The organism is Streptomyces sp. NPDC015345 (genome assembly GCF_043078805.1).
GTDB lineage: Bacteria > Actinomycetota > Actinomycetes > Streptomycetales > Streptomycetaceae > Streptomyces.
In genome coordinates, this window is sequence record NZ_JBIBTX010000003.1 from 252,355 (window position 1) to 274,569 (window position 22,215).

Here is a 22,215-nt window from a genome sequence, read left to right on the forward strand (position 1 = left end):
TGCCCCAGAGGCGCCGCGGTCGGGCCACGAAGCAGGACGGCGGCGGTGCACACCACCACCCGGCATCCGGCATCCGGCATCCGGCGCGACCGTCCGCCCCGGTGCGCGCCTCACTTCTCGCCGAGCACCTCGCGGACGGTGGCCCGCACCCGGTCCAGGTCCTCCCGCACGGCCGCGTACCCGGCCTTGTTGGCGCGCACGTCGGCGCGCTGCTTCTCGTCGCTGACGAACCACCACACGCCAGCGGTGTTCAACTTCTTCTTGCATTCGACATCGGCGACGGCCGTGCCCAACTCCCGTTGGCCGGGCGGGACGTCACCGTCCTTGCGCCCCGCACTCCACGCCTTGTCGCGGAAGGCCGCCACCGGGCTCTCGTACTCCTTGAAACCCCTGCCCATGACACAGCGCGACCAGTCCCGGAAAGCCCGCCGCACCCGCTCGTCCCCGGCCACGGCCTTGTCGATCTTCTGGGTGCGCCCGGAGACATACCCCCACAGGCGCTCCTGGTCCCCCACGCCTTCCATCAACCGTCGCGCCCCCTCCGCGGCACAGCCACCGTCGGGCACTTCGCGGCCCCGCACCACCTTCTCGCCGCCGTCCTCCGTGCCGAAGCCGTGCAGCACCTCGTACTCCCGCTGGGTGGGGACCCGCCCCTTCGGCTCGGCCTTCTCGTTCCAGGCCGCCGCGCGTTCGGGATCGAAGCCGTAGCCCCACCGACGGGCCTGACCGACGTCGAGAATTCCGTACGGGGAGACCGATACGGCCGTCGCGATGAACTTCTCGCTCATCTGAGGGCCACGTCCGGGATGGAGCGGAAAGTCGGCGAACCCGAAGGAACGCATGCACTGCCGCACGAGACGCGCCCGCGCCCGATCCATCCGTTTGTGGTCACGGGCGCTGAACTCATACCGATCCAACGGCAGTTCGGGCAGATCCCGCTCACTCTTCACCCGCGGCACACCGGCCTCCCGCGCGTAACCGGGCAGGTCATCCGCCCCCGGCTCGAATCCGTGGCCGCACCCCGCCAACGCCAGCCCCACCAGGGCGAGTCCACCCCACCGCGCCTTCATCGCACCCCTCCCCTGACGGCCGCGCCCGCGCCGACCGTGGGACCTTACCTCCGCCGCCCGACAGACAACGGGGTGACCGCACACCTCATCGGGACGCACGGCTCACTGGGGCGTACCGCTCACCTGGGCGTGCTGCTCACTGGGCGTGCCGCTCACTGGTGCGTGGCGCTCACTGGTGCGCGCCGCTCACTTGATGTCGTCATCAACAGCCGACGGTGGCGCGTTTGGGCCCGCCCGCCCCTCCGAGGCGTCCCGCTCCCCAGGAGCCGATGACGCCGTGGTCCTTCTGCCGTGCCGCGACCGGAATCGCCTGCCGACGGGCCGCTCGGCCGAGGAGCGGGCGGCGTCGGCGTCGTCCACACAGGCCTCGCACCGCCCGTTGCGACATGGCCCGGGGCCCCATACGGGGACGAACACCCCGAGCACCTTGCGCCGCCGGATGACCGTACCGACCGGTTGTCCACAGGCCTCGCACACGGGCTCCTCCTGCGGGCCGGGGCCGGGTCGGAGCCCTTCGCTGCCCATACCGGACAGCGTATTCCTGATCGGCTCCGCCCGGCAGCCCCAGGACGCTCCGCCTCGACCAGGCTCCGGCCGAGGCGCGCCCCGAGGGCCTGCCCCAAGCCCGGGGGCCCCAATGCCGCGAGCACCAATGCCACGGCCCAATGTCACGGCTCCAAGCCTCCGCGTCCGGCTCACCGCCCTCAGACGGTCCCGCTGGGCTCACGCCACATCGGCCACATCCGCGGGCCGTCCGGCAGGTCAAGCGGCGTCTCCGTCACGGCGAAACCAAGCCGCTCGTACAGACCCCGGCTCCGCGCGCTGCTCGCCTCCAGGTAGGCGTGCAGGCCGTCCTTGTCGCAGCGTTCGAGCACGGGGGCGATCAGCGCCGTGCCGAGCCCCTCCCCCTGCCGGTCCGGCCGCACGGCGATCATGTGGAGGTACTGGTGCGCCCGGTCGGTCGGGTGGGCCGCCTCCGTGAGCCGGCCGATCAGTTCAATCCGCTCGTTTTCCGGGTCGACGGCCTGGCGCAGCAGCGCGGGACCGTCGGCCGCCGCCGCGCTCTCCGCGTCGGCCTCTGACGCCGCCCGTACGGACCACCACAGGGCCACGGCGGCGCCGTCCTCGGTGATGTCGATATGGCCCTCGCCCAGCGCGAGGTCGAAAAAGGCGTCCATCAGCGCGCCGTGCCTGCGCCGGCGGTGCTCCTCATCGGGAAAGACCCACGTGCTCACCGGGTCCCACATGAACGCCTCGTCGAGCAACCGGATCACATGGGCCCGGTCCCCCTCCCCAGCCCTACGGATCGCCACGCCCACAGCTCCGCCCGCCCCTCACCACTCGCCACGACTGACGGCGGAGCATCAGGCGCACACCCAACTCCGCGCCCTCATCCGCCGGTTGCAGCCTAAGCGATCGCCCCCCTGTTACCCGCGGAAGGCTCCCGGGACCCCACTGACCACTACGGCCCCGGGACCCTCCCGCCATCACCTCACCTCACGTCACTTCACCCCTATCCGGCCTCCCTTCCCGCCGGGCACACCTGCCCGCGCACTTCTCCCCGCGTATGCCCCCCCCACGCGGCCCCCACCGCGTAAGCCCTCACCCTCAATGCGTACGCCGCGTCACGAACTCGGCCAGCGCCAGCAGCCCTCCCGCCGCCTCCGGGTCGGGGACCGCCCTGGCCAGCTGGCCTATCGCCCTCGACATCCGGTCGGCCGCGTGCCCTTGCGCCCAGTCACGCCCGCCCGCACGCTCCACCGCACGGGCCACCCGCTCCAGCTCGCCTTCCCCCTCCCCCGTGCCGTCGCCGGACGGAGCGCCGGGCGGAGCGCCGTACAGCTCGGCCAGCTCGGCCGCGGCCGGCGTGCCCGAGGCGAGCGCGGCGACCACCGGCAGCGATTTCTTGCGGACCGCGAGGTCGGCACCCGCGGGCTTGCCCGTGCGGCCGGGATCGCCCCAGATGCCGATGACGTCGTCGATGAGCTGGAAGGCGAGCCCGGCCTCGCGGCCGAACCCGTCGAGCGCGTCGACCTCCTCCGGTCCCCCGCCCGCGTACAGCGCCCCGATCGCGCACGCGCAGCCCAGCAGCGCGCCGGTCTTGGCCTCGGCCATGGCCAGGCACTCGTCGAGCGTGACCTCGTCGGGACCGCGCCGCTCCAGGGCACAGTCCGCGTGCTGCCCCGCGCAGAGCTCCACGACGCAGCGGGCGAGGCGGGCGGCCGCCGCCGGGGCCGCCGGGTGGGTGTCCTCGGCGAGCAGCCGCTGCGCCAGCGCCTGGACGGCGTCACCGACGAGGATCGCGTCGGCGTCGCCGAACACGGTCCAGGCGGTGGGCCGGTGCCTGCGCGTGGTGTCGCGGTCCATCACGTCGTCGTGCAGGAGCGTGAAGTTGTGGATCAGCTCCACGGCCGCTGCGGCCCGCACGGCCGTGGCGGGCTCCCCGCCGAGCGCCCGCACCGCGGCGAGTACGAGCGCGGGCCTGATGGCCTTGCCCGCGTTCCCCGCGGTCGGTGTGCCGTCGGCGCCCTCCCATCCGAAGTGGTAGCGGGCGACCCTGCGCAGGGAGCCTGGCAGGGAGTCGACCGCCCTGCGCAGCTCGGGATCGACGCACTCGCGCGCCGCGGCGAGGATCTCCGTGGCCTCGTGCCCGTCGCCGGAGCCATGGGCCGGCGTCACACCTGCCGTCGTGTCCGGCATGTCCGTCGTCGTGTCGGTCACGGACTCACCCCGGAAGGACCGCGGACGGTGGCGACGGGCACGGTCCAGGGCTCACGTCCAGCGGCCGATCTCGACGTTCTCCAAGACACCGAGCGCGTCCGGCACCAGCACCGCGGCGGAGTAGTAGGTCGACACCAGGTAGGAGATGATCGCCTGCTCGCTGATGCCCATGAACCGCACGGACAGGCTCGGCTCGATCTCGTCCGGGATGCCGCTCTGCCGCAGGCCGACGACACCCTGCTCCTCCTCGCCCGTACGCATACAGATGATGGAGGTGGTGCGGGCCTCGGTCACCGGGATCTTGTTGCACGGGAAGATCGGCACCCCGCGCCAGGTCGGGATCCTGTTCCCGCCCATGTCGATGGTCTCGGGGACGAGTCCGCGCTTGTTCAGCTCGCGGCCGAACGCGGAGATCGCGCGCGGATGGGCGAGGAAGAGCTTCGATCCGCGCCTGCGGCTGAGCAGTTCGTCCATGTCGTCGGGGCCCGGCACACCGTCGTGCGGCTGGATCCGTTGGTCGTACTCGCAGTTGTTCAGGAGCCCGAACTCGCGGTTGTTGATGAGCTCGTGCTCCTGACGCTCCTTGAGCGCCTCCACGGTGAGCCGCAGCTGCTGCTCGGTCTGGTTCATCGGCTGGTTGTAGAGGTCGGCCACGCGCGTGTGGACGCGCAGCACGGTCTGGGCGACGCTCAACTCGTACTCACGGGGCGACGATTCGTAGTCCACGAAGGTGCCCGGCAGCACCGCCTCGCCGACGTGCCCGGCGGAGAGGTCGATGGCCGCCTCGCCGTACTTGTTGGTCCGCTGGGCCGGGATGGACCGCAGCCGCTGGAGGTGGGCGCGCAGTGATTCGCTGCGCCCGGCGACCTCTTCGAGGTCCTGCCGCGGCAGAGTGAGGACGGTGCACGCCGTGACGGCACGCGCGGTGTACTCCCAGATGGCCTCGGAGTCGAGGAGCGCCTGCTCGCCGAAGTAGGCGCCGTCGGCGAGCGTCCCGAGCACCGCGTCACCGCCGTACGGGCCCGTGCCGACCTTCTCCACACGGCCGTGCGCGAGCAGGAACACCTCGTCCGCCGGGCTCCCGAAGGAGGTCAGGATGTCGCCGACGGCGAACTCCCGCTGCCGGCAGCGCCGCGCCAGCCTCGTCAGCACCTCCTGGTCGTCGAAGCCCCGCAGCACAGGCAGCTCGCCCAGCTCGGCCGGGATGACCTCCACATGGTCGCCCGTCTTCACAAAGGTCACCCGGCCGTCACCGACCGCGTAGCTCAACCGGCGGTTCACGCGGTACGTACCGCCCTGGACCTGGACCCAGGGCAGCATCCGCAGCAGCCAGCGCGAGCTGATCTCCTGCATCTGCGGTGCCGACTTGGTGGTGGTGGCCAGATTCCGCGCGGCCGATGTCCCGAGGCTCCGCTGCGGCTCCTGCGACTCTGCGCGAACCTCTTCGCCTACCGACATGTGACTGTGCCCTCCCGAGTACCTGCGTGACCCGCTGCCAGCGGTGATCTGCACGGGTCAGCCTTCCAGCACGGACCGTGGCCGCGCCATTACACGAACGAGCGGGAATGGATCATGCCGAGGTGGGGCAGTAGGCCGCATTTCCACCCGTTCGGCCCCACTCGGGAGCGCCGGGGAACTTCAAGATCCTGGCGTCCGTTGGATCCGTCGCGGGGCATCGCACCGCCCGCACCCTTCGCTTCAACCGGCAGGAGACAGCAATGGCAGGCTTCCTGGATCGCGCCAAAGAGCAGGCGCAGCGGGGCCTCACGCAGGGCAAGCAGAAGCTCGACGAGGTCCAGGAGAAGCGTGCGGGCGACGCCCTCCTGAAGAAGCTCGGCGCCGCGTACTACGCGGAGCGTCGGGGCACCGGCTCCCCGCAGGCCACGCAGCAGGCACTCCAGGCCCTGGAGTCCCACATCGCGACGAACGGCGACGCCTTCCTGCACGGCAACTGACCGGATCGGCTCGCACGGTGCCCGAACAAGCCTCGGATCGCTTCCGAACAGCTGGTCCGGGCACCGCCGTTCCGGTACAAGCAGGGCGTACGAGGCGGTCCGCGACCGGCGGCCGTCGCGCCCCGCAAAGGAGGCGGTCATGGCCTCACCCATGTCCGCGGGACGCTTCCTGGACGCACTGCGAGACGAAGGTGTGACCGTCGTCGAAGTCGGCGACTGGGAGCACCACAACCGCAACCACAAGGGGCCCTGGGGCCCCGTGCACGGCGTCATGATCCACCACACCGTGACGTCGGGCAGCGAGCACACGGTCGAGCTCTGCCGCGACGGACACCCGTCGCTGCCCGGACCGCTCTGCCACGGCGTGATCACCAAGGACGGCCGCGTCCACCTCGTCGGCTACGGCCGCGCCAACCACGCGGGCATGGGCGACGACGACGTGCTGCGCGCGGTCATCGCCGAGAAGCGCCTGCCCCCGGACAACGAGACGAACATCGACGGCAACCGCCACTTCTACGGCTTCGAGTGCGAGAACCTCGGCGACGGCGAGGACCCGTGGCCCGAAGCCCAGCTGGACGCGATCGAGCGGGCCTCGGCAGCGATCTGCCGTGTGCACGGCTGGACGGAGCGCTCGGTGATCGGCCACCTGGAGTGGCAGCCGGGCAAGATCGATCCGCGCGGCTTCACGATGGACCACATGCGTGAGCGCATCGAGGAGCGCCTCAAGTAACCCGTCCGTACCGGCCCCCGCCGGGCAGCGCGCCCCGGGGGACAATGGCGGGGTGCACCCCACCCCGCCCACCGGCCTGCGCCCCCGGCTCCCGTCGCCTTTGCAGCGCATAGAGGACGACCGTTTCGGCCGTCACGGCGTGCGCCTGCTGCTCAAGCGGGACGACCTGATCCACCCGGACCTGCCGGGCAACAAGTACCGCAAACTCGTCCTGAACCTCCGCGCCGCGGCTGACGCGGGCCACCACACCCTGCTCACCTTCGGTGGCGCCTACTCCAACCATCTGCGCGCCACCGCCGCCGCGGGCCGCCTCCTCGGCCTCGACACCGTCGGTGTCGTGCGCGGCGACGAACTGGCCGGGCGCCCCCTCAATCCGTCCCTGGCCAGGTGTGCGGCAGACGGCATGCGCCTGCACTTCGTCGACCGGTCGACGTACCGCGAGAAGGCCGAGCCGGGAACGCTGGCCGCGATCCGGCGCGAGACGGGCACCGAGGACGCGTACGTGATCCCCGAGGGCGGCAGCAACGCCCTCGCCGTCCAGGGCTGCACGGCCCTCGGCGAGGAACTGCGCGAGCACACCGACGTGGCCGCCGTGGCCTGCGGCACCGGCGGCACACTCGCGGGCCTGGCCGCCGGCCTCGGCCCGGACCGGCAGGCCCTCGGCATACCGGTCCTCAAGGGCGGCTTCCTGGGCGACGACATAAGAGCCCTCCAGCAAGAGACGTTCGGCGGACCGACCGCCAACTGGCGCCTGGACGAGCGCTTCCACTGCGGCGGCTACGCCCGCACGCCCGCCGGACTCCTCGCCTTCGCGGAGGACTTCGAGCACCGGCACGGCGAGGAAACGGGCCTCTCCGTAGAGCACCTCTACGTCGCCAAACTGCTCTACGCCCTGACGGCCCTCTCCGAAGAGGGCGCCTTCCGGCCCGGCACCCGCCTGACCGCGGTGATCACCGGCACCCGCGAGGCACCGGCTCAGTCCTCGGCCTCCCGGTAGGCGGCCGCCTCCTCCAGGTCCAGCTTGCGCAGCAGCGTCCGCATCATCTCGTCGTCGATGCGCCGCTCGTCCCGCATCTTCACGAACACCTCGCGCTCCGCGGCGATCGCCTCGCGCGCCAGCCGGCGATAGGTGCCGTCGGCCGACTCGCCCGTCACGGGGTTGGGCTGACCGAGCCGCTCCCACACGGAGTTGCGGCGCCGTTCCAGAACGGTGCGCAGACGGTCCTGGAGGGGCTGTGGAAGGCAGTTGCGCTCGTCCCGCATGAGTTCCTCCACCCGGGCCTCCGCGGCCTGCGAGGCGGCGTTCTGCGCCTGCGCCTCGGCGAGGGTCTGTGCCTGCGCGTCGCGGCCCGGCAGCTTCAGGGCGCGGATCAGCCACGGCAGCGAGAGCCCCTGCACGACGAGCGTGCCGATGACGGTGGTGAAGGTAAGAAACAGGACAAGGTTGCGCGCGGGGAAGGGTTCACCGTCCTCCATGACGAGCGGGATCGAGAAGGCGATGGCCAGCGACACGACGCCCCGCATGCCGGCCCAGCTGACGATCAGCGGTCTGCGCCAGTCCATGTCGTCCTCGCGCTCCCTGATCCGCGCCGACAGGGCCCGTGGCAGATACGTCGCCGGATAGGACCACACGAAGCGCACCACGACGACGAAGACGAAGACCCCGGCCGCGTACCAGGCCGCCTGGCCGACGCTGTACTCCCCGAGCCCCTTGAGCACGATCGGCAGCTGGAGACCGATGAGCGCGAAGACCGCCGACTCCAGGATGAACGCGACGACCTTCCACACCGCGGCCTCCTGCAACCGCGTCTCGAAGTCGACCTGCCAGGAGCGGTGCCCCAGGTACAGGGCGACCACGACCACGGCGAGCACTCCGGAGGCGTGCACCTGCTCAGCGGCGGCGTACGCGACGAAGGGGATCAGCAGCGACAGGGTGTTCTGCAGCATCGCCTCCTTCAGGTGGGTGCGCAGCCAGTGGATCGGGACCATCAGGAGCAGTCCCACACCGACGCCGCCGACCGCGGCCACCAGGAACTCCTCGATGCCGCCCGACCAGCTCGCGCCCTCCCCGACGGCCGTCGCGAGGGCCACCTTGTAGGCGGTGATCGCGGTCGCGTCGTTCACCAGCGACTCGCCCTGGAGGATCGTGGTGATCCGTGAGGGCAGCCCCACCCTCCGCGCGATGGCGGTCGCCGCGACCGCGTCCGGAGGCGCGATCACGGCCCCGAGCACGAGCGCGGCGGTCAGCGGAAGGTCCGGGATCAGCAGGTACGTGAGCCAGCCGACGGCGAGCGTGGCGAACAGGACATAGCCGACCGAGAGCAGCGCGACGGGTCTGATGTTGGCGCGCAGGTCCAGATAGGAGCTCTCCAGGGCGGCCGTGTGCAGCAGGGGCGGCAGGATCAGCGGCAGCACGATGTGCGGGTCGAGGTGGTAGTCCGGCACTCCGGGCAGGTACGAGGCGATGAGCCCCGCCCCGACCAGGAGCAGCGGCGCCGGGACGGGGGTCCTGCGCGCGGCCCCCGCCACCACGGCGCTCGCCGCGATCAATGCCACCAGGGGCAGTACGTCCATCGGCAGACCCCTCCGCCTTCCACGTTCGCGTCGTAACCTGGCAATCATGAACGAGTGCCCGCACGTCGCGGCGCTGCCGCACCCCGAGGTGGCCCCGCTCAGCGAGACGTGCCTTGAGTGCCTGGCGGCCGGCAGCCACCCCGTCCAGCTGCGGCTGTGCCTGGAGTGTGGCCACGTGGGCTGCTGCGACTCCTCGCCGTTCCAGCACGCGACGGCGCACTTCAAAGAGACCTCACACGCAGTGATGAGGACCTTCGAGCCGGGCGAGAGCTGGCGATGGTGCTTCGTGGACGGTTCGATCGTCTGACGCCTGGGTACGTCAACCCGACGCCTGTTCTTTCCAATTGGGCCTGCGAGACCCCTAGCCACTGTGCGTACTCATATGCTTACTATGAGTGACAGCAACGGGGCGGGGTCTCCGGGACACGGAGCTGCGGAGCGCGGTAGCGTCACCGCAGAACCACGTGGCGCGTTACCCGTGTGACGCAGTCCGGACCGCCGCTGGACGGCGGTTCTGGAGCCCCGAAAATGCTTGTACCACCTTGGAGGTGAGGGTGTCCCAGATCGCAGGCGAGCCCGGAAATCAGGACTTCGTGGAGGTCCGCCTTCCGGCTGCGGGTGCCTACCTGTCGGTGCTGCGGACGGCCACGGCCGGTCTCGCGGCGCGTTTGGACTTCACTCTCGACGAAATCGAGGACCTCCGCATCGCGGTCGACGAGGCCTGCGCGATCCTGCTCCAGCAGGCCGTGCCGGGCTCCGTGCTCAGCTGCGTCTTCCGACTCGTCGACGACTCGTTGGAAGTGACGGTCTCGGCGCCCACGACCGACGGCCGGGCCCCGGAGCGGGACACCTTCGCCTGGACTGTGCTGTCGGCCCTCGCGGGCCAGGTGGACTCCACGGTCGCCGAGGACAACACCGTCTCGATCAGCCTCTACAAGAAGCGCGGCGCGGGACCCGGGCCGGCGTGAGGAACGGGGACGGGCCGGTGCGGGACGAAGAGCGCGGCACACAGAGTCTGCCCGCCGACGGCAGGGAGGGGGTGCGCCGCATGGCCACCGGGATCCCCGAACAGCAGGCCAAACCGCACCCGGAGGACCCCGGACAGCCGGGTCCGCTGACGGTGCCCGATGTGTCGGAGCAGGCAGAGCCGACCGCCAAGGACGAGCTGAGGCAGCTCTCCGGCCGGGGCGGCGGGCGACGGGCGGGAAACATGAGCGAGCACGAGCACAGCCGGCACCATCCCCAGGACCGCAGCGGCGCACGCGCGATGTTCATCGAGCTGCGCGGCCTGGACAGCGGCAGTCCGGAGTACGCGGAGCTGCGCAACCAGCTGGTCCGCATGCACCTGCCGCTCGTCGAGCACCTGGCCCGCCGCTTCCGCAACCGCGGCGAGCCCCTGGACGACCTCACCCAGGTCGCCACGATCGGGCTGATCAAGTCCGTGGACCGCTTCGACCCGGAGCGCGGCGTGGAGTTCTCCACGTACGCGACCCCCACGGTCGTGGGTGAGATCAAGCGGCACTTCCGCGACAAGGGGTGGGCGGTCCGCGTCCCGCGGCGGTTGCAGGAGCTGCGCCTGTCGCTGACGACGGCCACGGCGGAGCTGTCCCAGCTGCACGGCCGCTCCCCCACGGTGCACGAACTCGCCGAGAAGCTGGCCATCTCCGAAGAGGAGGTCCTGGAGGGCCTGGAGTCGGCCAACGCCTACTCCACGCTTTCCCTGGACGTCCCCGACACGGACGACGAGTCCCCGGCCGTCGCCGACACCCTGGGTGCCGAGGACGAGGCCCTGGAAGGCGTCGAGTACCGCGAATCCCTCAAGCCACTCCTGGAAGACCTGCCTCCGCGCGAGAAGCGGATCCTGCTCCTGCGCTTCTTCGGCAACATGACCCAGTCGCAGATCGCACAGGAGGTCGGCATCTCGCAGATGCACGTCTCGCGCCTGCTCGCCCGCACGCTGGCCCAGCTGCGGGAGAAGCTCCTGGTGGAGGAGTAGCGGGAGCGGGAGTAGCGGTTACTTCTGGTCTTGTACGTTGCCGGGGCCCCGGATGCCGAGGGCCTCGGTCGTCGTGGGGTTGACCAGGAGCACCAGCGACGTGACCGCCACGATCGCGAGGACGATCCCTCCCGGGATCGCCGCGCTGTCGGCCTGGAGCAGCTGCCAGGCGACCGGCAGCGCCATGATCTGCGTGATGATCGCGGGGCCGCGGCTCCAGCGGCGCAGCTTCATCAGGCCGCTCGCGGCAAGCAGCGGGAGCAGCGCGAGGACGATCAGGGTGATGCCGCCGGTCTCCGCCTGGCGCGGATTGTCCGGTGAGCCCGCGAGGCCCATCACGAGCATGTAGGCACCCCCGGCGAGCAGGGCGAGGCCCTCCAGCGCGGTCAGGGCGGCAGCGGCGGTCAGCCGTGCGGGACGCGGACCCGACGCGGCCGGTTCCAGGGCTTCGGGGGTGGATTTCCGCTCAGTGCTCACCCCAGCAGGGTAGCTCCGCGTAGCCGCGCCCCGGCACCTCGGTCTAGGCCAGGTAAAGAGCGCTAGGTAGTCTGCTGCGCATGCGTGCACTCCTCGTGGTCAACCCGGCGGCAACCACCACCAGTGCGCGTACGCGTGACGTACTGGTCCACGCGCTGGCGAGCGAAATGAAGCTCGAGGCGGTCACCACCGAGTACCGCGGGCACGCCAGAGACCTGGGCCGGCAGGCCGCGGAGAGCAAGGACATAGAGCTGGTCGTCGCCCTCGGCGGCGACGGCACGGTCAACGAAGTCGTGAACGGCCTGCTGCACCACGGCCCCGACCCGGACCGCCTCCCCCGCCTCGCCGTCGTCCCCGGCGGCTCCACCAACGTCTTCGCGCGCGCCCTGGGGCTGCCCAACGACGCCGTGGAGGCCACCGGCGCCCTGCTCGACGCCCTGCGCGAGGGCAGCGAGCGCACGGTCGGCCTCGGCATCGCGGGGGGCACACCGGGCACGGAGGACGAGGCCGTGCCCTCGCGCTGGTTCACGTTCTGCGCCGGCCTCGGCTTCGACGGCGGCGTGGTCGGCAGAGTCGAACAGCAGCGTGAACTCGGCAGGCGCTCGACACACGCCCTCTATGTGCGCCAGGTGCTCCGCCAGTTCCTCGACGAGCCCCACCGGCGGCACGGGATGATCACGGTGGAGCGGCCCGGGGAGGACCCGGTGACGGACCTGGTGATGTCCATAGTCTGCAACACCTCGCCCTACTCCTACCTGGGCAATCGCCCCCTGTACGCGTCCCCGCGGGCCTCCTTCGACACGGGTCTGGACGTGCTCGGTCTGAAGAAGCTCTCCACGGCCGCGGTGGCGCGCTACGGCACGCAGCTCCTGATGTCGACGCCGGAGCGCGGACCTCACGGTAAGCACGCGGTCACGCTCCACGACCTCACCGACTTCACCTTGCATTCCAAGGTGCCGCTCCCCCTCCAGATGGACGGTGACCACCTGGGACTGCGCACCAGCGTGACGTTCACAGGCGTTCGCCGTGCACTGCGTGTGATTGTGTGAGTGGAAGGGCCCAAAGTCCTTTCACTCGAACGTTTAGGCCAGGGTCCACCCCATGGAAGTACGGCTGTGACCCAGCCGACACTGAGGAATCAAAAAAAACTTTCCGGAAGGGGTTGTATCCGCCGCCGAGGTTTGCGAATCTCTACATGGCGATCGGGACGGCCCGCAACATCGGCCCCAACAGAGAGCCAGAACCCCTCCTCCACCACAGGTCCACACCAGGCGACTGGGCGTCGACCCTTCCCGTGCGGGGGGATTCGTGAAAGCGTTCACATTCACAAGCAACCTGCATGTAATACCAAGGAGAGGTAGCAGCCATGGACTGGCGTCACAACGCCGTTTGCCGCGAGGAAGACCCCGAGCTCTTCTTCCCCATCGGCAACACCGGTCCTGCGCTGCTGCAGATCGAGGAAGCCAAGGCCGTCTGCCGTCGCTGCCCCGTCATGGAGCAGTGCCTGCAGTGGGCGCTCGAGTCCGGCCAGGACTCCGGCGTCTGGGGTGGCCTCAGCGAGGACGAGCGCCGCGCAATGAAGCGCCGCGCCGCTCGCAACCGTGCTCGCCAGGCCAGCGCCTGACGCCCACGCCCCCCACGAGCCCAAGCTTGGCGGCGCGTACAGCGAGTACGCATCTCCCGCCCCCGAGCCGCAGCCGCGCAGTACCCCCGATGCGCATCGCAACGTGAGCAGTGAGCCCCGGACCACAGCGGTCCGGGGCTCACTGCTGTGTGCGGCGGCGGTTCACCGCCGCGTGCGGCGACCGTCGTAGCCGTGTGTGACCTTCGCCGCTACTCGTCCGCGCCGCTACTTGTCCGCGCTGACCGGGACGTCGAGGATCACCCGGGTGCCGTGCTCCGGGGCGGGGACCATGTCGAAGGTGCCGCCCAGCTCCCCCTCCACCAGGGTGCGCACGATCTGCAGACCGAGATTGCCGGAGCGGTGCGGGTCGAAGCCCTCGGGCAGGCCGACGCCGTCGTCCTGGACGGTGATCAGCAGCCGCGCGTCCTTGCTCGTGCCGCCGCGCACCGCGGAGACCTCGACGGTGCCGGTGTCCCCTTCACGGAAGCCGTGCTCCAGGGCGTTCTGCAAAATCTCCGTAAGGACCATCGAGAGCGGGGTCGCCACCTCCGCGTCGAGGATGCCGAAGCGCCCGGTGCGTCGGCCCGTGACCTTGCCGGGCGAGATCTCGGCGACCATCGCGAGGACCCGGTCGGCGATCTCGTCGAACTCCACGCGCTCGTCCAGGTTCTGCGAGAGCGTCTCGTGGACGATGGCGATGGAACCCACCCGGCGCACGGCTTCCTCCAACGCCTCCCGGCCCTTGGCGGAGTCGATGCGGCGGGCTTGCAGGCGCAGCAGCGCGGCGACCGTCTGGAGGTTGTTCTTCACCCGGTGGTGGATCTCCCGGATGGTCGCGTCCTTGGTGATCAACTCCCGCTCGCGGCGGCGGAGTTCCGTGACGTCGCGCAGGAGTACGAGCGAACCGATGCGCGGCCCCTTGGGTTTGAGGGGGATCGCGCGCAACTGGATCACGCCGTCGCCACCCTCGATCTCGAACTCACGCGGCGCCCAGCCGCTGGCGACCTTGGCCAGGGCCTCGTCCACCGGGCCGCGGGACGGGGCGAGTTCGGCCGTGGCCCTGCCCAGGTGATGGCCCACCAGATCGGACGCGAGACCCAGACGGTGGTACGCGGAGAGCGCGTTCGGCGACGCGTACTGCACGATGCCGTCGGCGTCGAGCCGCAGCAGACCGTCCCCCACGCGCGGGGAGGCGTCCATGTCGACCTGCTGCCCCGGGAACGGGAAGGACCCGGCGGCGATCATCTGTGCGAGGTCCGACGCCGACTGGAGGTAGGTCAGCTCAAGCCGCGAAGGGGTGCGCACCGTCAGCAGATTGGTGTTCCGGGCGATCACACCGAGGACGCGTCCCTCCCTGCGTACGGGAATGGACTCGACGCGCACCGGAACCTCCTCGCGCCACTCCGGGTCGCCCTCGCGCACGATGCGGCCCTCGTCCAGGGCGGCATCCAGGAGCGGGCGCCGGCCGCGCGGGACGAGGTGGCCGACCATGTCGTCCTGGTAGGAGGTGGGGCCGGTGTTCGGCCGCATCTGCGCCACGGAGACATAGCGGGTGCCGTCGCGTGTGGGGACCCACAGCACGAGGTCGGCGAAGGAGAGGTCGGAGAGCAGCTGCCACTCCGAGACCAGCAGATGCAGCCACTCGAGGTCGGAGTCGCCGAGGGCGGTGTGCTGGCGTACGAGGTCGTTCATGGAGGGCACGTGTGCGAGCGTACCCGCCGCGTGTGGCGTGCCACGCCGGGGAGATTCCCGACGAGCCGCGGCGCCAGGGCGGGACCCTCAACCCGCCCACGGCACCGCAGCCCTTCAGGTGCATCGGCCGCCAGAATGTGCGGTACTGGCCGGCCGATCGTGAGGATCCGACGCGGTCAGGGCAGAGAGCGCCGGGTCCTCGGTCCGCTCTCCTGTGCGGGAAGAGCGGAGGCTTTACCCACGCATTGTGGACTAGACCATTCTGTCATGTCTATGCGTCGGCAGATCTTTGTTCGGGCCTGACCATCACACTCCATTGTGCGGCCGCGGGGGCCGCGGCCACGCCGTCATCGCGAGATCCGCCACCGCTTCGAGGTCCTGCCTGGTGGCGCCGTCCCTGGCCTGCTGGGACATGCCCTGGAGGACCGCCGCCGTGTAGCGCGCGAGAGCGGCGGGGTCGGTGTCCTCGGGCAGCTCGCCCGCCGCGACGGCCGCGCGGATGCGGGACTCGATGTCCGCCACGTTGGCGTTCCGGCGCTCACGCAGGGACTCTTCGACCTCGGGCGTCGTGCAGTTGGTGGCCGCCGAGATGACCAGGCAGCCGGGCGGGTGGGCCGGATCGGTGTACTCGGCGGCGGCTTCGCGCAGCATCCGCTCGACGGCGCCGCGCACGGTGGGCTCCTCCGCGAAGGCGCGCCCGCTGAAGGCGCCGTGCGTGACGCCGTACCGCACGACGACCTCGTCGAAGAGGGTCCGCTTGTCGCCGAACGCGGCGTACAGGCTGGGCGCCCCGATGCCCATGACGCGCGTCAGGTCGGAGACGGAGGTCGCTTCGTACCCATGCTCCCAGAAGGTGCGGACCGCCTGCTCCAGGGCCGTCTCGCGGTCGAATGAGCGAGGGCGTCCGCGCTGTTTCGTCGCCATGGGCTGAATTGTATAGCGGGCACTAGAAAATCGGTCGGGGGTCGGGTACGGTTTCTTTCTGTAGCGACCACTAGAGAAAGAGGGGGCGCCTGACATGGCTGCATCCACGGGCAGGCTCGCGGGGAAGACGGCGCTGGTCACGGGCGGGAGCCGGGGCATCGGACGGGGCATCGCCGAGCGGCTCGGACGGGACGGGGCGCGGGTGGCCGTGCACTACGGCAGCAACGAGACCGCCGCGAAGGAGACGGTGGACGTGATCGAGGCGGCGGGCGGCTCCGCCTTCGCGGTCGGCGCGGAGCTGGGCGTCGCGGGGGACGCCGAGGCGCTGTGGTCCCGGTTCGACGCGCACGCGGAGGGGCTCGACATCCTGGTGAACAACGCCGGGATCGGCACCTCCCGCCCCTTCGGCGAGACGGATGAGGCGGAGTACGACCGCTTGTTCGCCGTGAACGCGAAGGCGCCGTACTTCATCACGCAGCTCGGTGCGGAGCGGCTGCGGGACGGCGGCCGGGTCATCAACATCTCGTCCGGCCTCTCGCGCGCCGCGCTGATGCCGGAGATCATGACGTACGCGATGACGAAGGGCGCCCTGGACGTCTTCACCCGGAACCTGTCGAAGGTGCTCGGCCCCCGCGGGATCACGGTGAACTCGGTGGCGCCCGGGATCATCGACACGGACATCAACGCGGCCTGGCTCCGGGGCGAGGAGAACCGCGCCGCGTGGGAGAGCTCCGCGCGGCTTTCGGCGCTCGGCCGCGTCGGCGCCGCGTCGGACGTCGCCGATGTGGTGGCCTTCCTCGCGTCGGACGACGGCCGGTGGATCACCGGGCAATGGATAGACGCGACCGGCGGTTCGCTCCCGTAGCCGGCCACGACGGCTCCGGGGTGCGGCGCCGCGGCCACGGGCGGGTGCACCGTGCGGCGCCGTGGCCACGGGCGGTGCACCGTGCGGCGTCCCGTCAGTGGGTCTCGGTCACCTTCGCGAGGGCCCTCGGTGCGTCGGGGTCCTGGCCGCGGGCGATCGTGACCTCGTACGCGAGGAGCTGGAGGGGGATGATCTCCAGGATCGGCTGGACCTCTTCGGGGACGCCGTCCGTGGGGAGCGCGAAGCCGGCGGAGGCCTGTCCGACCTGGGCCTTCGGGCCGATGACCACCAGGTCGGCGCCCCGGCCGCGCAGCCGGTCGAGGACGGGCCTCAGCGCCTCGCCGCCCCGGCCGTCCGGCACCACCGCGATCACCGGCGAGATGTTGTCGACCATCGCGAGGGGGCCGTGCAGCAGATCGGCGCCGGAGTAGGCGAGGGCCGGGATGTAGCTGGTCTCCATCAGTTTGAGGGCCGCCTCCTTCGCGGTCGGGTAGCCGTAGCCACGGGAGGTGATCACCATGCGTTCGGCGAAGCGGTAGCGCGCGGCCAGGGCCTTGACCTCGGCCTGGCGGGCGAGGAGGTCGCCGGCCAGTGCGGGCAGCGAGGCGGCGGCCGCGCCGTCCGAGCCGCCCAGCCGCTCGACGAACAGATAGAGGGCGAGCAGCGACGCGGTGTACGTCTTCGTGGCCGGGAGCGCCCTCTCCGGTCCCGCGAGGATGTCGATGTGGTGCTCGGAGACGGCGGCCAGCGGCGAGTCGGCGTTGTTGGTCACCGCGAGGGTGATCGCGCCCGCCTCACGGGCGGCCTGGGTGGAGGCCACCAGGTCGGGCGAGCCGCCGGACTGACTGACGGTGACGGCGAGGACGTCGCGCAGGTCGGGCTTGGCGCCGTACGCAGTGATGGTGGACATGGAGGCGAGGCCGCAGGGCATGCCGAGGCGGATTTCCAGGAGGTACTTCGCGTAGAGCGCGGCGTGGTCGGAGGTGCCACGTGCGGTCAGCAGGACGAAGCGGGGCCTGCGCTCGGCCACCCGCCGGGCGATCTCGTGGATCGTCGGGGCGCCCGTGTCGAGGATGCGGCGCAGGACCTCGGGCTGTTCGGCCATCTCCCGGGCCATGATCCGCCCGGGCCGCTCGCTCTGCGGGTCCTGCGCGTCCTGCGGAGTCATGGCGCTCATGCCTTCTACTTTCCCCGCTGTCGGGGCGGGGCGCCTCTGCGGGCGGGGCGGGTCTGCCCGGTGGGCGTCGGGCGGGCGCCGGAGGGAGCATGGACGGCGGGAAACGACTGGTCCGGTGGCGGGGCTCTGCTAGATTGGTCTATACCACGGTCCCTTGAGTTCCTCTCCAGATCGGCAGGCCCAGCGTGGAAGTTGTCATCGTCCCGGACGCCAAGGCAGGCGGCGAGCTCATCGCGGAGGCCATGGCCGCCCTGGTGCGCCGTAAGCCTGACGCCCTGCTCGGTGTCGCCACCGGATCCACCCCGCTGCCCATCTACGAAGCGCTGGCCGCCAAGGTCGCCGCCGGTGCCGTGGATGCCTCGCGGGCGCGGATCTGCCAGCTCGACGAGTACGTGGGGCTGCCGGTCGGGCACCCGGAGTCGTACCGCTCCGTGGTGCTCCGCGAGGTCGTCGAGCCGCTCGGGCTGAGCGAGGCGGCGTTCATGGGCCCGGACGGCAGCGCCGAGGACGTCCAGGCGGCGTGCGAGGCGTACGACAAGGCGCTCGCCGAGGCCGGGGGCGTCGATCTCCAGCTGCTCGGCATCGGCACCGACGGGCACATCGGGTTCAACGAGCCGTGTTCGTCGCTCGCTTCGCGCACGCGCATCAAGACGCTGACCGAGCAGACGCGGGTGGACAACGCGCGCTTCTTCGACGGGGACATCGAGCAGGTCCCGCACCACGTCATCACCCAGGGGATCGGCACGATCCTGGAGGCGCGGCACCTCGTGCTGCTCGCCACGGGTGAGGGCAAGGCGGACGCGGTGGCCGCGACGGTGGAGGGTCCGGTCGCCTCGGTCGTCCCCGCGTCGGCCCTGCAACTGCACCCGCACGCCACGGTCGTGGTGGACGAGGCCGCCGCGTCCAAGCTGAAGCTCGCCGACTACTTCCGGCACACCTACGCCAACAAGCCGGGGTGGCAGGGGCTGTAGTTCATGACGCATGTCGAAGGGGCGCCCCCGGCCGGGGGCGCCCCTTCGACATGCGGTCAGCGGGGTCAGGCGCCGGTGATGACCTCCGCCGCCGCCTCGCCGCAGACCCGCGCGGCGCCGCGCGTCGCGATGTGGAGGGCGCCGACCGGGGCGGACTGCGGGACGCCCATCTCCACCACCACGGTGTCCGGGCGGGACGCCACCAGCGTCTCCAGGGCCGAGGACATCCACGCGTGGCGGTGCGCGTCGCGGACCACCGCCACGATGCGGCGCTCCCCCGCCGCCGCGAGGGCCCGCGCCCCCGCGCCGTCGCCGGAGAAGCTGCCCGAGGCCGTGCCGGGGAGCCGGCGTTCGAGCTCGGCGGTGACACCCCACGGGGTCTCGTCGCCGACCGCGATGTTCGGGAGCGGTGTGAAGGTGGCGACGTAGGGCGCCTCGGTGACCGGGGCGGTGTAGGTCTCGCCGCGCGTGACCGTCAGCGCACGGCGGGCCGCGATCAGGCCGATTCCGGTGTCGGGCACGCCCCCCGAACGCTCGGCCGCGCCCGACACCGAAGTCCAGGCGGCAAGGGCCCGCACGCGGTCCGCCGCGTCGGCGAGCCGCTCCTCGGGCAGTTCGCCCGAGCGCACCGCGGCGACGAAGGCGTCCCGCAGCCGCAGCACCGTGCCCTCGTCGGAGGGCCCGCCGCCCACGCAGATCGCGTCGGCGCCCGCGGCGACGGCGAGGACGCAGCCGCGCTCGAAGCCGTACCGGCCCGCGATGGCCTGCATGTCCATGCCGTCCGTGACGATCAGGCCCTCGTAACCGAACTCGCCGCGCAGCAGGTCGGTGAGGATGCGGCGGGAGACCGTCCCCGGGTTCTCCGGGTCCAGGGCGGGGGCGAGGATGTGGGCGCTCATGACGGCTCGCGTGCCGGCGGCGAGGGCGGCGCGGAACGGCGCGAGGTCGCGGGAGTTCAGCACGTCCCGGTCGACGTCGATGACCGGCACGGAGTGGTGCGAGTCGACCGCGGTGTCGCCGTGCCCCGGGAAGTGCTTGGTGGAGGCGGCGACGCCGGAGGACTGGAGGCCCTCGACGTAGGCGGCGGTGTGCCGGGCGACCAGCCGCGGGTCGGCGCCGAAGGAGCGTACGCCGATGACGGGGTTGTCGGGGTTGGCGTTGACGTCCGCCGACGGCGCCCAGTTGAAGTTGATGCCGCAGGCCGCGAGGCGGCGGCCGAGGTCGGCGGCCACCTCACGGGTCAGCGTCGTGTCGTCGACGGCGCCGAGGGCGTGGTTGCCGGGGTAGGAGGAGCCGGTGCGCACCTCGAGGCGGGTGACGTCGCCGCTCTCCTCGTCGATGGCGACCAGGAGGTCCTCGCGCTCGGCCCGCAGCTGGGCGGTGAGGGCGGCCACCTGCTCGGCGGTCTCGACGTTGCGGCCGAACAGGCCGACCGAGGCGAGGCCCTCGCCGATCCTGCGGCGCAGCCAGTCCGGCGCGGTGGTGCCGTCGAAGCCGGGCTGGAGGACGGCCAGGGCGTTGCGGGTGAGGGTGTCACCGGCGGGCGTCGTGAGTGTCGTCATCAGGCGTTATCCCTTCACTGCGCCGTCGGTCAGGCCGCTGACGGCCCTGCGTTGCAGGAAGACGAAGAGGATCAGGATCGGGATGGCGAAGAGGGAGGCCGCGGCCATGGTGGCGCCCCAGTCGTCGCCGAAGGCGGTCTGGAAGCTGGACACCCATATCGGCAGGGTCTTGGCGTCCGCTTCCTTGTTGAGCACGAGGGCCAGCGGGAACTCGTTCCAGGCGGTGATGAAGCCGAAGAGCGAGGTCGCCATGAGGCCCGGCGCGAGCAGCGGCAGGATCACCCGGCGGAAGGCCTGCATGCGGGTGCAACCGTCGACCATCGCGGACTCCTCCAGCTCCCTGGGCACTGCGGCGACGAAGCCGCGCAGCGTCAGGAGAGTGAAGGGCAGGATCATCACCATGTAGAAGAGGGTGAGCGGGATCAGGCTGTTCAGCATGTCCGCGTCGCGCACGATGATGTAGATGGCGATGACCATGACTTCCCAGGGCGCCATCTGGGCGAGCATGAAGCCGATGATGAAGCCGCGCCGCCCCTTGAAGCGCATCCGGGCGAGGGCGAACGCCGCGGTGACGCCGATGATGAGCGAGAAGACGACCGCGCAGACCGTGACGGTGATGGAGTTGCCGACCATGGTCCAGAAGTGGTCGGCGGCCATGGCCGTCCTGAAGTGCTCGAACGTGGCGTCGGTCGGGAACCAGACCGGGTCCTCGCTGATGATGTCGCCGGTCGGCTTGAAGGCCGTCGCGAACATCCAGTAGACGGGGAAGGTGAAGAGCAGGAAGAGAACGACGGCGGTCAGATTGGGCCAGATCCGGCCCAGCGGCGAGCGCTTCACAGCTCGTCCTCCTCTTGCTTGAGCACGATCCGCAGGTAGTACGAGGTGATGGCCAGCAGGATGACGATGGTGAGCATCGCGATCGCGGCACCCATGCCGAAGTGCTGGTTGCCCATGCCCTCGATGTAGGCGTAGACGGGCAGGATCTCGGTGAGCCGGTCCGGGCCGCCCTCGTTGAGGGTGAAGACCTGGACGAACGCCTTGAAGACCCAGATGATCTCCAGGAACGTCGTGGCGTAGAGGAAGGGCCGCAGGTACGGCATGGTCACCGAGGTGAACTGCTTCCAGGCACCTGCGCCGTCCAGCGAGGCGGCCTCGTACAGCTCCTTGGGGATGGTCGTCGTGGCGGCGTAGAGGTTGATCGCCACGAAGGGGATCGACTGCCAGACGATGAGCAGCAGGACCACGAAGAAGGTCGAGTACTGCGTGGCCAGCCAGTCGTGGTCGGCCATCGACTCGAAGCCGACCTTGGCGAGTACCCAGTTGACGACGCCGAAACGCTGCGCGAACAGCCACTGGTAGACGGTGGTGGAGGCGACGACGGGCATCGCCCAGGCGAGCACGAGCCCGACCAGGAGCAGCGTGCGCATCTTCCGGCCGAGCCGGGCGAGCAGCAGGCCGACCAGCGTGCCGAGGATCATGATCAGTACGACGTTGGCGGCGGTGAAGGCCACCGAGCGGCCGGTGACCCGCCAGAAGTCCTCGCCGGTGAGGACCTCCTTGTAGTTGTCGAATCCGTTCCACTCCGTGAGGTGCAGAATGAACTGCCTCATGTTGAGGTTCTGGAACGACAGGATCCCGTTGCTGACCAGCGGCCAGCCGAGCAGCAGCAGGGTGGCGACGATCGCGGGGGCCAGGAGCAGATAGGGCGTCAGGCCGGCGAGACGCCCCGGGGCCGCGCGCGGGCCACGTGGTCGTGGTCCGCCGTCAGGTGTCTGCACCTCCGTCGGGCCGGAGGGCGGCCGTTCGGTCTTCTGCACGGTCATGCTCGCCATCTCTTTCGTGGGCATCGCGGCGGTACGCAGAGGTGTGCCGGGGGC

Annotated in this window: 22 protein-coding genes; 10 read left to right on the forward strand and 12 right to left on the reverse strand. The window is 70.9% G+C overall.

Features of this window, described 5'->3' with window-relative positions:
- Window positions 1-110: 110 nt before the first annotated feature.
- The 4 genes from ACF062_RS13420 to ACF062_RS13435 all read right to left on the reverse strand — a co-directional run bounded on the left by ACF062_RS13420 (window position 111) and on the right by ACF062_RS13435 (window position 5,249).
- Window positions 111-1,070: a hypothetical protein gene (locus tag ACF062_RS13420; protein WP_392137889.1), complete on the reverse strand. Its 960-nt coding sequence runs from the start codon at window positions 1,068-1,070 to the stop codon at window positions 111-113.
- A 704-nt stretch (window positions 1,071-1,774) separates the two neighbouring features.
- On the reverse strand, window positions 1,775-2,389 hold the full coding sequence (locus tag ACF062_RS13425; RefSeq protein WP_392137890.1) for a GNAT family N-acetyltransferase: 615 nt from the start codon (window positions 2,387-2,389) through the stop codon (window positions 1,775-1,777).
- A 289-nt stretch (window positions 2,390-2,678) separates the two neighbouring features.
- A complete protein-coding gene (locus ACF062_RS13430) occupies window positions 2,679-3,770 on the reverse strand; it encodes a family 2 encapsulin nanocompartment cargo protein polyprenyl transferase (RefSeq protein ID WP_392138840.1) in 1,092 nt (363 codons plus the stop codon).
- 72 nt (window positions 3,771-3,842) lie between these two features.
- Complete coding sequence (locus tag ACF062_RS13435; protein WP_392137891.1) at window positions 3,843-5,249, reverse strand: family 2B encapsulin nanocompartment shell protein; 1,407 nt, start codon at window positions 5,247-5,249, stop codon at window positions 3,843-3,845.
- 260 nt (window positions 5,250-5,509) lie between these two features.
- On the opposite strand from ACF062_RS13435, the gene ACF062_RS13440 reads away from it, so the two are divergent.
- The 3 genes from ACF062_RS13440 to ACF062_RS13450 all read left to right on the forward strand — a co-directional run bounded on the left by ACF062_RS13440 (window position 5,510) and on the right by ACF062_RS13450 (window position 7,473).
- Entirely contained in the window at window positions 5,510-5,746 is a 237-nt protein-coding gene (locus ACF062_RS13440; RefSeq protein ID WP_127911453.1) for a hypothetical protein, read from the forward strand.
- Between the two features lie 139 nt (window positions 5,747-5,885).
- Entirely contained in the window at window positions 5,886-6,476 is a 591-nt protein-coding gene (locus tag ACF062_RS13445; RefSeq protein ID WP_392137892.1) for an N-acetylmuramoyl-L-alanine amidase, read from the forward strand.
- Between the two features lie 52 nt (window positions 6,477-6,528).
- The gene (locus ACF062_RS13450; protein WP_392137893.1) at window positions 6,529-7,473 is read left to right on the forward strand and encodes a 1-aminocyclopropane-1-carboxylate deaminase/D-cysteine desulfhydrase; all 945 of its coding nucleotides are present in this window, start codon (window positions 6,529-6,531) and stop codon (window positions 7,471-7,473) included.
- Here ACF062_RS13450 and ACF062_RS13455 read toward each other — a convergent pair.
- Window positions 7,452-9,050 carry a Na+/H+ antiporter gene (locus ACF062_RS13455; RefSeq protein ID WP_392137894.1) on the reverse strand — a complete coding sequence of 533 codons (1,599 nt, stop codon included), beginning with the start codon at window positions 9,048-9,050 and terminating at the stop codon, window positions 7,452-7,454. The genes ACF062_RS13450 and ACF062_RS13455 overlap by 22 nt on opposite strands.
- A gap of 46 nt (window positions 9,051-9,096) precedes the next feature.
- Between ACF062_RS13455 and ACF062_RS13460 the strand changes: the two genes are divergently transcribed.
- From ACF062_RS13460 to ACF062_RS13470, 3 genes are all read left to right on the forward strand, one after another.
- Window positions 9,097-9,357: a UBP-type zinc finger domain-containing protein gene (locus ACF062_RS13460; protein ID WP_205035363.1), complete on the forward strand. Its 261-nt coding sequence runs from the start codon at window positions 9,097-9,099 to the stop codon at window positions 9,355-9,357.
- A gap of 247 nt (window positions 9,358-9,604) precedes the next feature.
- Window positions 9,605-10,018, forward strand: coding sequence for an anti-sigma regulatory factor (locus ACF062_RS13465; protein WP_030780840.1), 414 nt, complete (start codon window positions 9,605-9,607; stop codon window positions 10,016-10,018).
- The gene (locus tag ACF062_RS13470; RefSeq protein WP_392137895.1) at window positions 10,015-11,046 is read left to right on the forward strand and encodes an RNA polymerase sigma factor SigF; all 1,032 of its coding nucleotides are present in this window, start codon (window positions 10,015-10,017) and stop codon (window positions 11,044-11,046) included. The genes ACF062_RS13465 and ACF062_RS13470 overlap by 4 nt, the downstream gene beginning before the upstream one ends.
- Before the next feature lie 18 nt (window positions 11,047-11,064).
- On the opposite strand, the gene ACF062_RS13475 is transcribed toward ACF062_RS13470, so the two are convergent.
- Complete coding sequence (locus ACF062_RS13475) at window positions 11,065-11,523, reverse strand: hypothetical protein (RefSeq protein WP_223776686.1); 459 nt, start codon at window positions 11,521-11,523, stop codon at window positions 11,065-11,067.
- An 80-nt stretch (window positions 11,524-11,603) separates the two neighbouring features.
- Between ACF062_RS13475 and ACF062_RS13480 the strand changes: the two genes are divergently transcribed.
- Together ACF062_RS13480 and ACF062_RS13485 are read left to right on the forward strand one after the other, a co-directional pair.
- Window positions 11,604-12,572 carry a diacylglycerol kinase family protein gene (locus ACF062_RS13480; RefSeq protein WP_223776685.1) on the forward strand — a complete coding sequence of 323 codons (969 nt, stop codon included), beginning with the start codon at window positions 11,604-11,606 and terminating at the stop codon, window positions 12,570-12,572.
- A gap of 317 nt (window positions 12,573-12,889) precedes the next feature.
- Window positions 12,890-13,147 carry a WhiB family transcriptional regulator gene (locus ACF062_RS13485; protein ID WP_016639615.1) on the forward strand — a complete coding sequence of 86 codons (258 nt, stop codon included), beginning with the start codon at window positions 12,890-12,892 and terminating at the stop codon, window positions 13,145-13,147.
- Window positions 13,148-13,372: 225 nt separating this feature from the next.
- Here the strand turns inward: ACF062_RS13485 and ACF062_RS13490 are convergent, their stop codons facing one another.
- Window positions 13,373-14,839, reverse strand: coding sequence for a sensor histidine kinase (locus tag ACF062_RS13490; protein WP_392138841.1), 1,467 nt, complete (start codon window positions 14,837-14,839; stop codon window positions 13,373-13,375).
- A 306-nt stretch (window positions 14,840-15,145) separates the two neighbouring features.
- A complete protein-coding gene (locus ACF062_RS13495) occupies window positions 15,146-15,763 on the reverse strand; it encodes a TetR/AcrR family transcriptional regulator (RefSeq protein ID WP_392137896.1) in 618 nt (205 codons plus the stop codon).
- A gap of 94 nt (window positions 15,764-15,857) precedes the next feature.
- Between ACF062_RS13495 and ACF062_RS13500 the strand changes: the two genes are divergently transcribed.
- Complete coding sequence (locus ACF062_RS13500) at window positions 15,858-16,628, forward strand: SDR family oxidoreductase (RefSeq protein ID WP_392137897.1); 771 nt, start codon at window positions 15,858-15,860, stop codon at window positions 16,626-16,628.
- Window positions 16,629-16,722: 94 nt separating this feature from the next.
- Here the strand turns inward: ACF062_RS13500 and ACF062_RS13505 are convergent, their stop codons facing one another.
- Entirely contained in the window at window positions 16,723-17,796 is a 1,074-nt protein-coding gene (locus ACF062_RS13505; RefSeq protein WP_392138843.1) for an SIS domain-containing protein, read from the reverse strand.
- A 194-nt stretch (window positions 17,797-17,990) separates the two neighbouring features.
- Here ACF062_RS13505 and nagB point away from each other — a divergent pair, with 194 nt between their 5' ends.
- On the forward strand, window positions 17,991-18,776 hold the full coding sequence (gene nagB / locus ACF062_RS13510; RefSeq protein ID WP_223776681.1) for a glucosamine-6-phosphate deaminase: 786 nt from the start codon (window positions 17,991-17,993) through the stop codon (window positions 18,774-18,776).
- A 65-nt stretch (window positions 18,777-18,841) separates the two neighbouring features.
- On the opposite strand, the gene ACF062_RS13515 is transcribed toward nagB, so the two are convergent.
- From ACF062_RS13515 to ACF062_RS13525, 3 genes are read right to left on the reverse strand one after another with little or no spacing between them, the layout of a single operon-like run.
- Entirely contained in the window at window positions 18,842-20,338 is a 1,497-nt protein-coding gene (locus ACF062_RS13515) for a glycoside hydrolase family 3 protein (protein ID WP_392137898.1), read from the reverse strand.
- 6 nt (window positions 20,339-20,344) lie between these two features.
- Entirely contained in the window at window positions 20,345-21,175 is an 831-nt protein-coding gene (locus tag ACF062_RS13520) for a carbohydrate ABC transporter permease (protein WP_392137899.1), read from the reverse strand.
- A complete protein-coding gene (locus tag ACF062_RS13525; RefSeq protein WP_392137900.1) occupies window positions 21,172-22,161 on the reverse strand; it encodes a carbohydrate ABC transporter permease in 990 nt (329 codons plus the stop codon). The genes ACF062_RS13520 and ACF062_RS13525 overlap by 4 nt, the downstream gene beginning before the upstream one ends.
- Between the last annotated feature and the right edge of the window lie 54 nt (window positions 22,162-22,215).

Bases quoted from the DNA above. Each gene is read 5' to 3' on its own strand.
- ACF062_RS13420 (WP_392137889.1), bottom strand. From the start codon at position 1,070: ATGAAGGCGCGGTGGGGTGGACTCGCCCTGGTGGGGCTGGCGTTGGCG.
- ACF062_RS13430 (WP_392138840.1), bottom strand. From the start codon at position 3,770: ATGCCGGACACGACGGCAGGTGTGACGCCGGCCCATGGCTCCGGCGAC.
- ACF062_RS13435 (WP_392137891.1), bottom strand. From the start codon at position 5,249: ATGTCGGTAGGCGAAGAGGTTCGCGCAGAGTCGCAGGAGCCGCAGCGG.
- ACF062_RS13440 (WP_127911453.1), top strand. From the start codon at position 5,510: ATGGCAGGCTTCCTGGATCGCGCCAAAGAGCAGGCGCAGCGGGGCCTC.
- ACF062_RS13445 (WP_392137892.1), top strand. From the start codon at position 5,886: ATGGCCTCACCCATGTCCGCGGGACGCTTCCTGGACGCACTGCGAGAC.
- ACF062_RS13455 (WP_392137894.1), bottom strand. From the start codon at position 9,050: ATGGACGTACTGCCCCTGGTGGCATTGATCGCGGCGAGCGCCGTGGTG.
- ACF062_RS13460 (WP_205035363.1), top strand. From the start codon at position 9,097: ATGAACGAGTGCCCGCACGTCGCGGCGCTGCCGCACCCCGAGGTGGCC.
- ACF062_RS13480 (WP_223776685.1), top strand. From the start codon at position 11,604: ATGCGTGCACTCCTCGTGGTCAACCCGGCGGCAACCACCACCAGTGCG.
- ACF062_RS13485 (WP_016639615.1), top strand. From the start codon at position 12,890: ATGGACTGGCGTCACAACGCCGTTTGCCGCGAGGAAGACCCCGAGCTC.
- ACF062_RS13490 (WP_392138841.1), bottom strand. From the start codon at position 14,839: ATGAACGACCTCGTACGCCAGCACACCGCCCTCGGCGACTCCGACCTC.
- ACF062_RS13495 (WP_392137896.1), bottom strand. From the start codon at position 15,763: ATGGCGACGAAACAGCGCGGACGCCCTCGCTCATTCGACCGCGAGACG.
- ACF062_RS13500 (WP_392137897.1), top strand. From the start codon at position 15,858: ATGGCTGCATCCACGGGCAGGCTCGCGGGGAAGACGGCGCTGGTCACG.
- ACF062_RS13505 (WP_392138843.1), bottom strand. From the start codon at position 17,796: ATGACTCCGCAGGACGCGCAGGACCCGCAGAGCGAGCGGCCCGGGCGG.
- ACF062_RS13515 (WP_392137898.1), bottom strand. From the start codon at position 20,338: ATGACGACACTCACGACGCCCGCCGGTGACACCCTCACCCGCAACGCC.
- ACF062_RS13525 (WP_392137900.1), bottom strand. From the start codon at position 22,161: ATGACCGTGCAGAAGACCGAACGGCCGCCCTCCGGCCCGACGGAGGTG.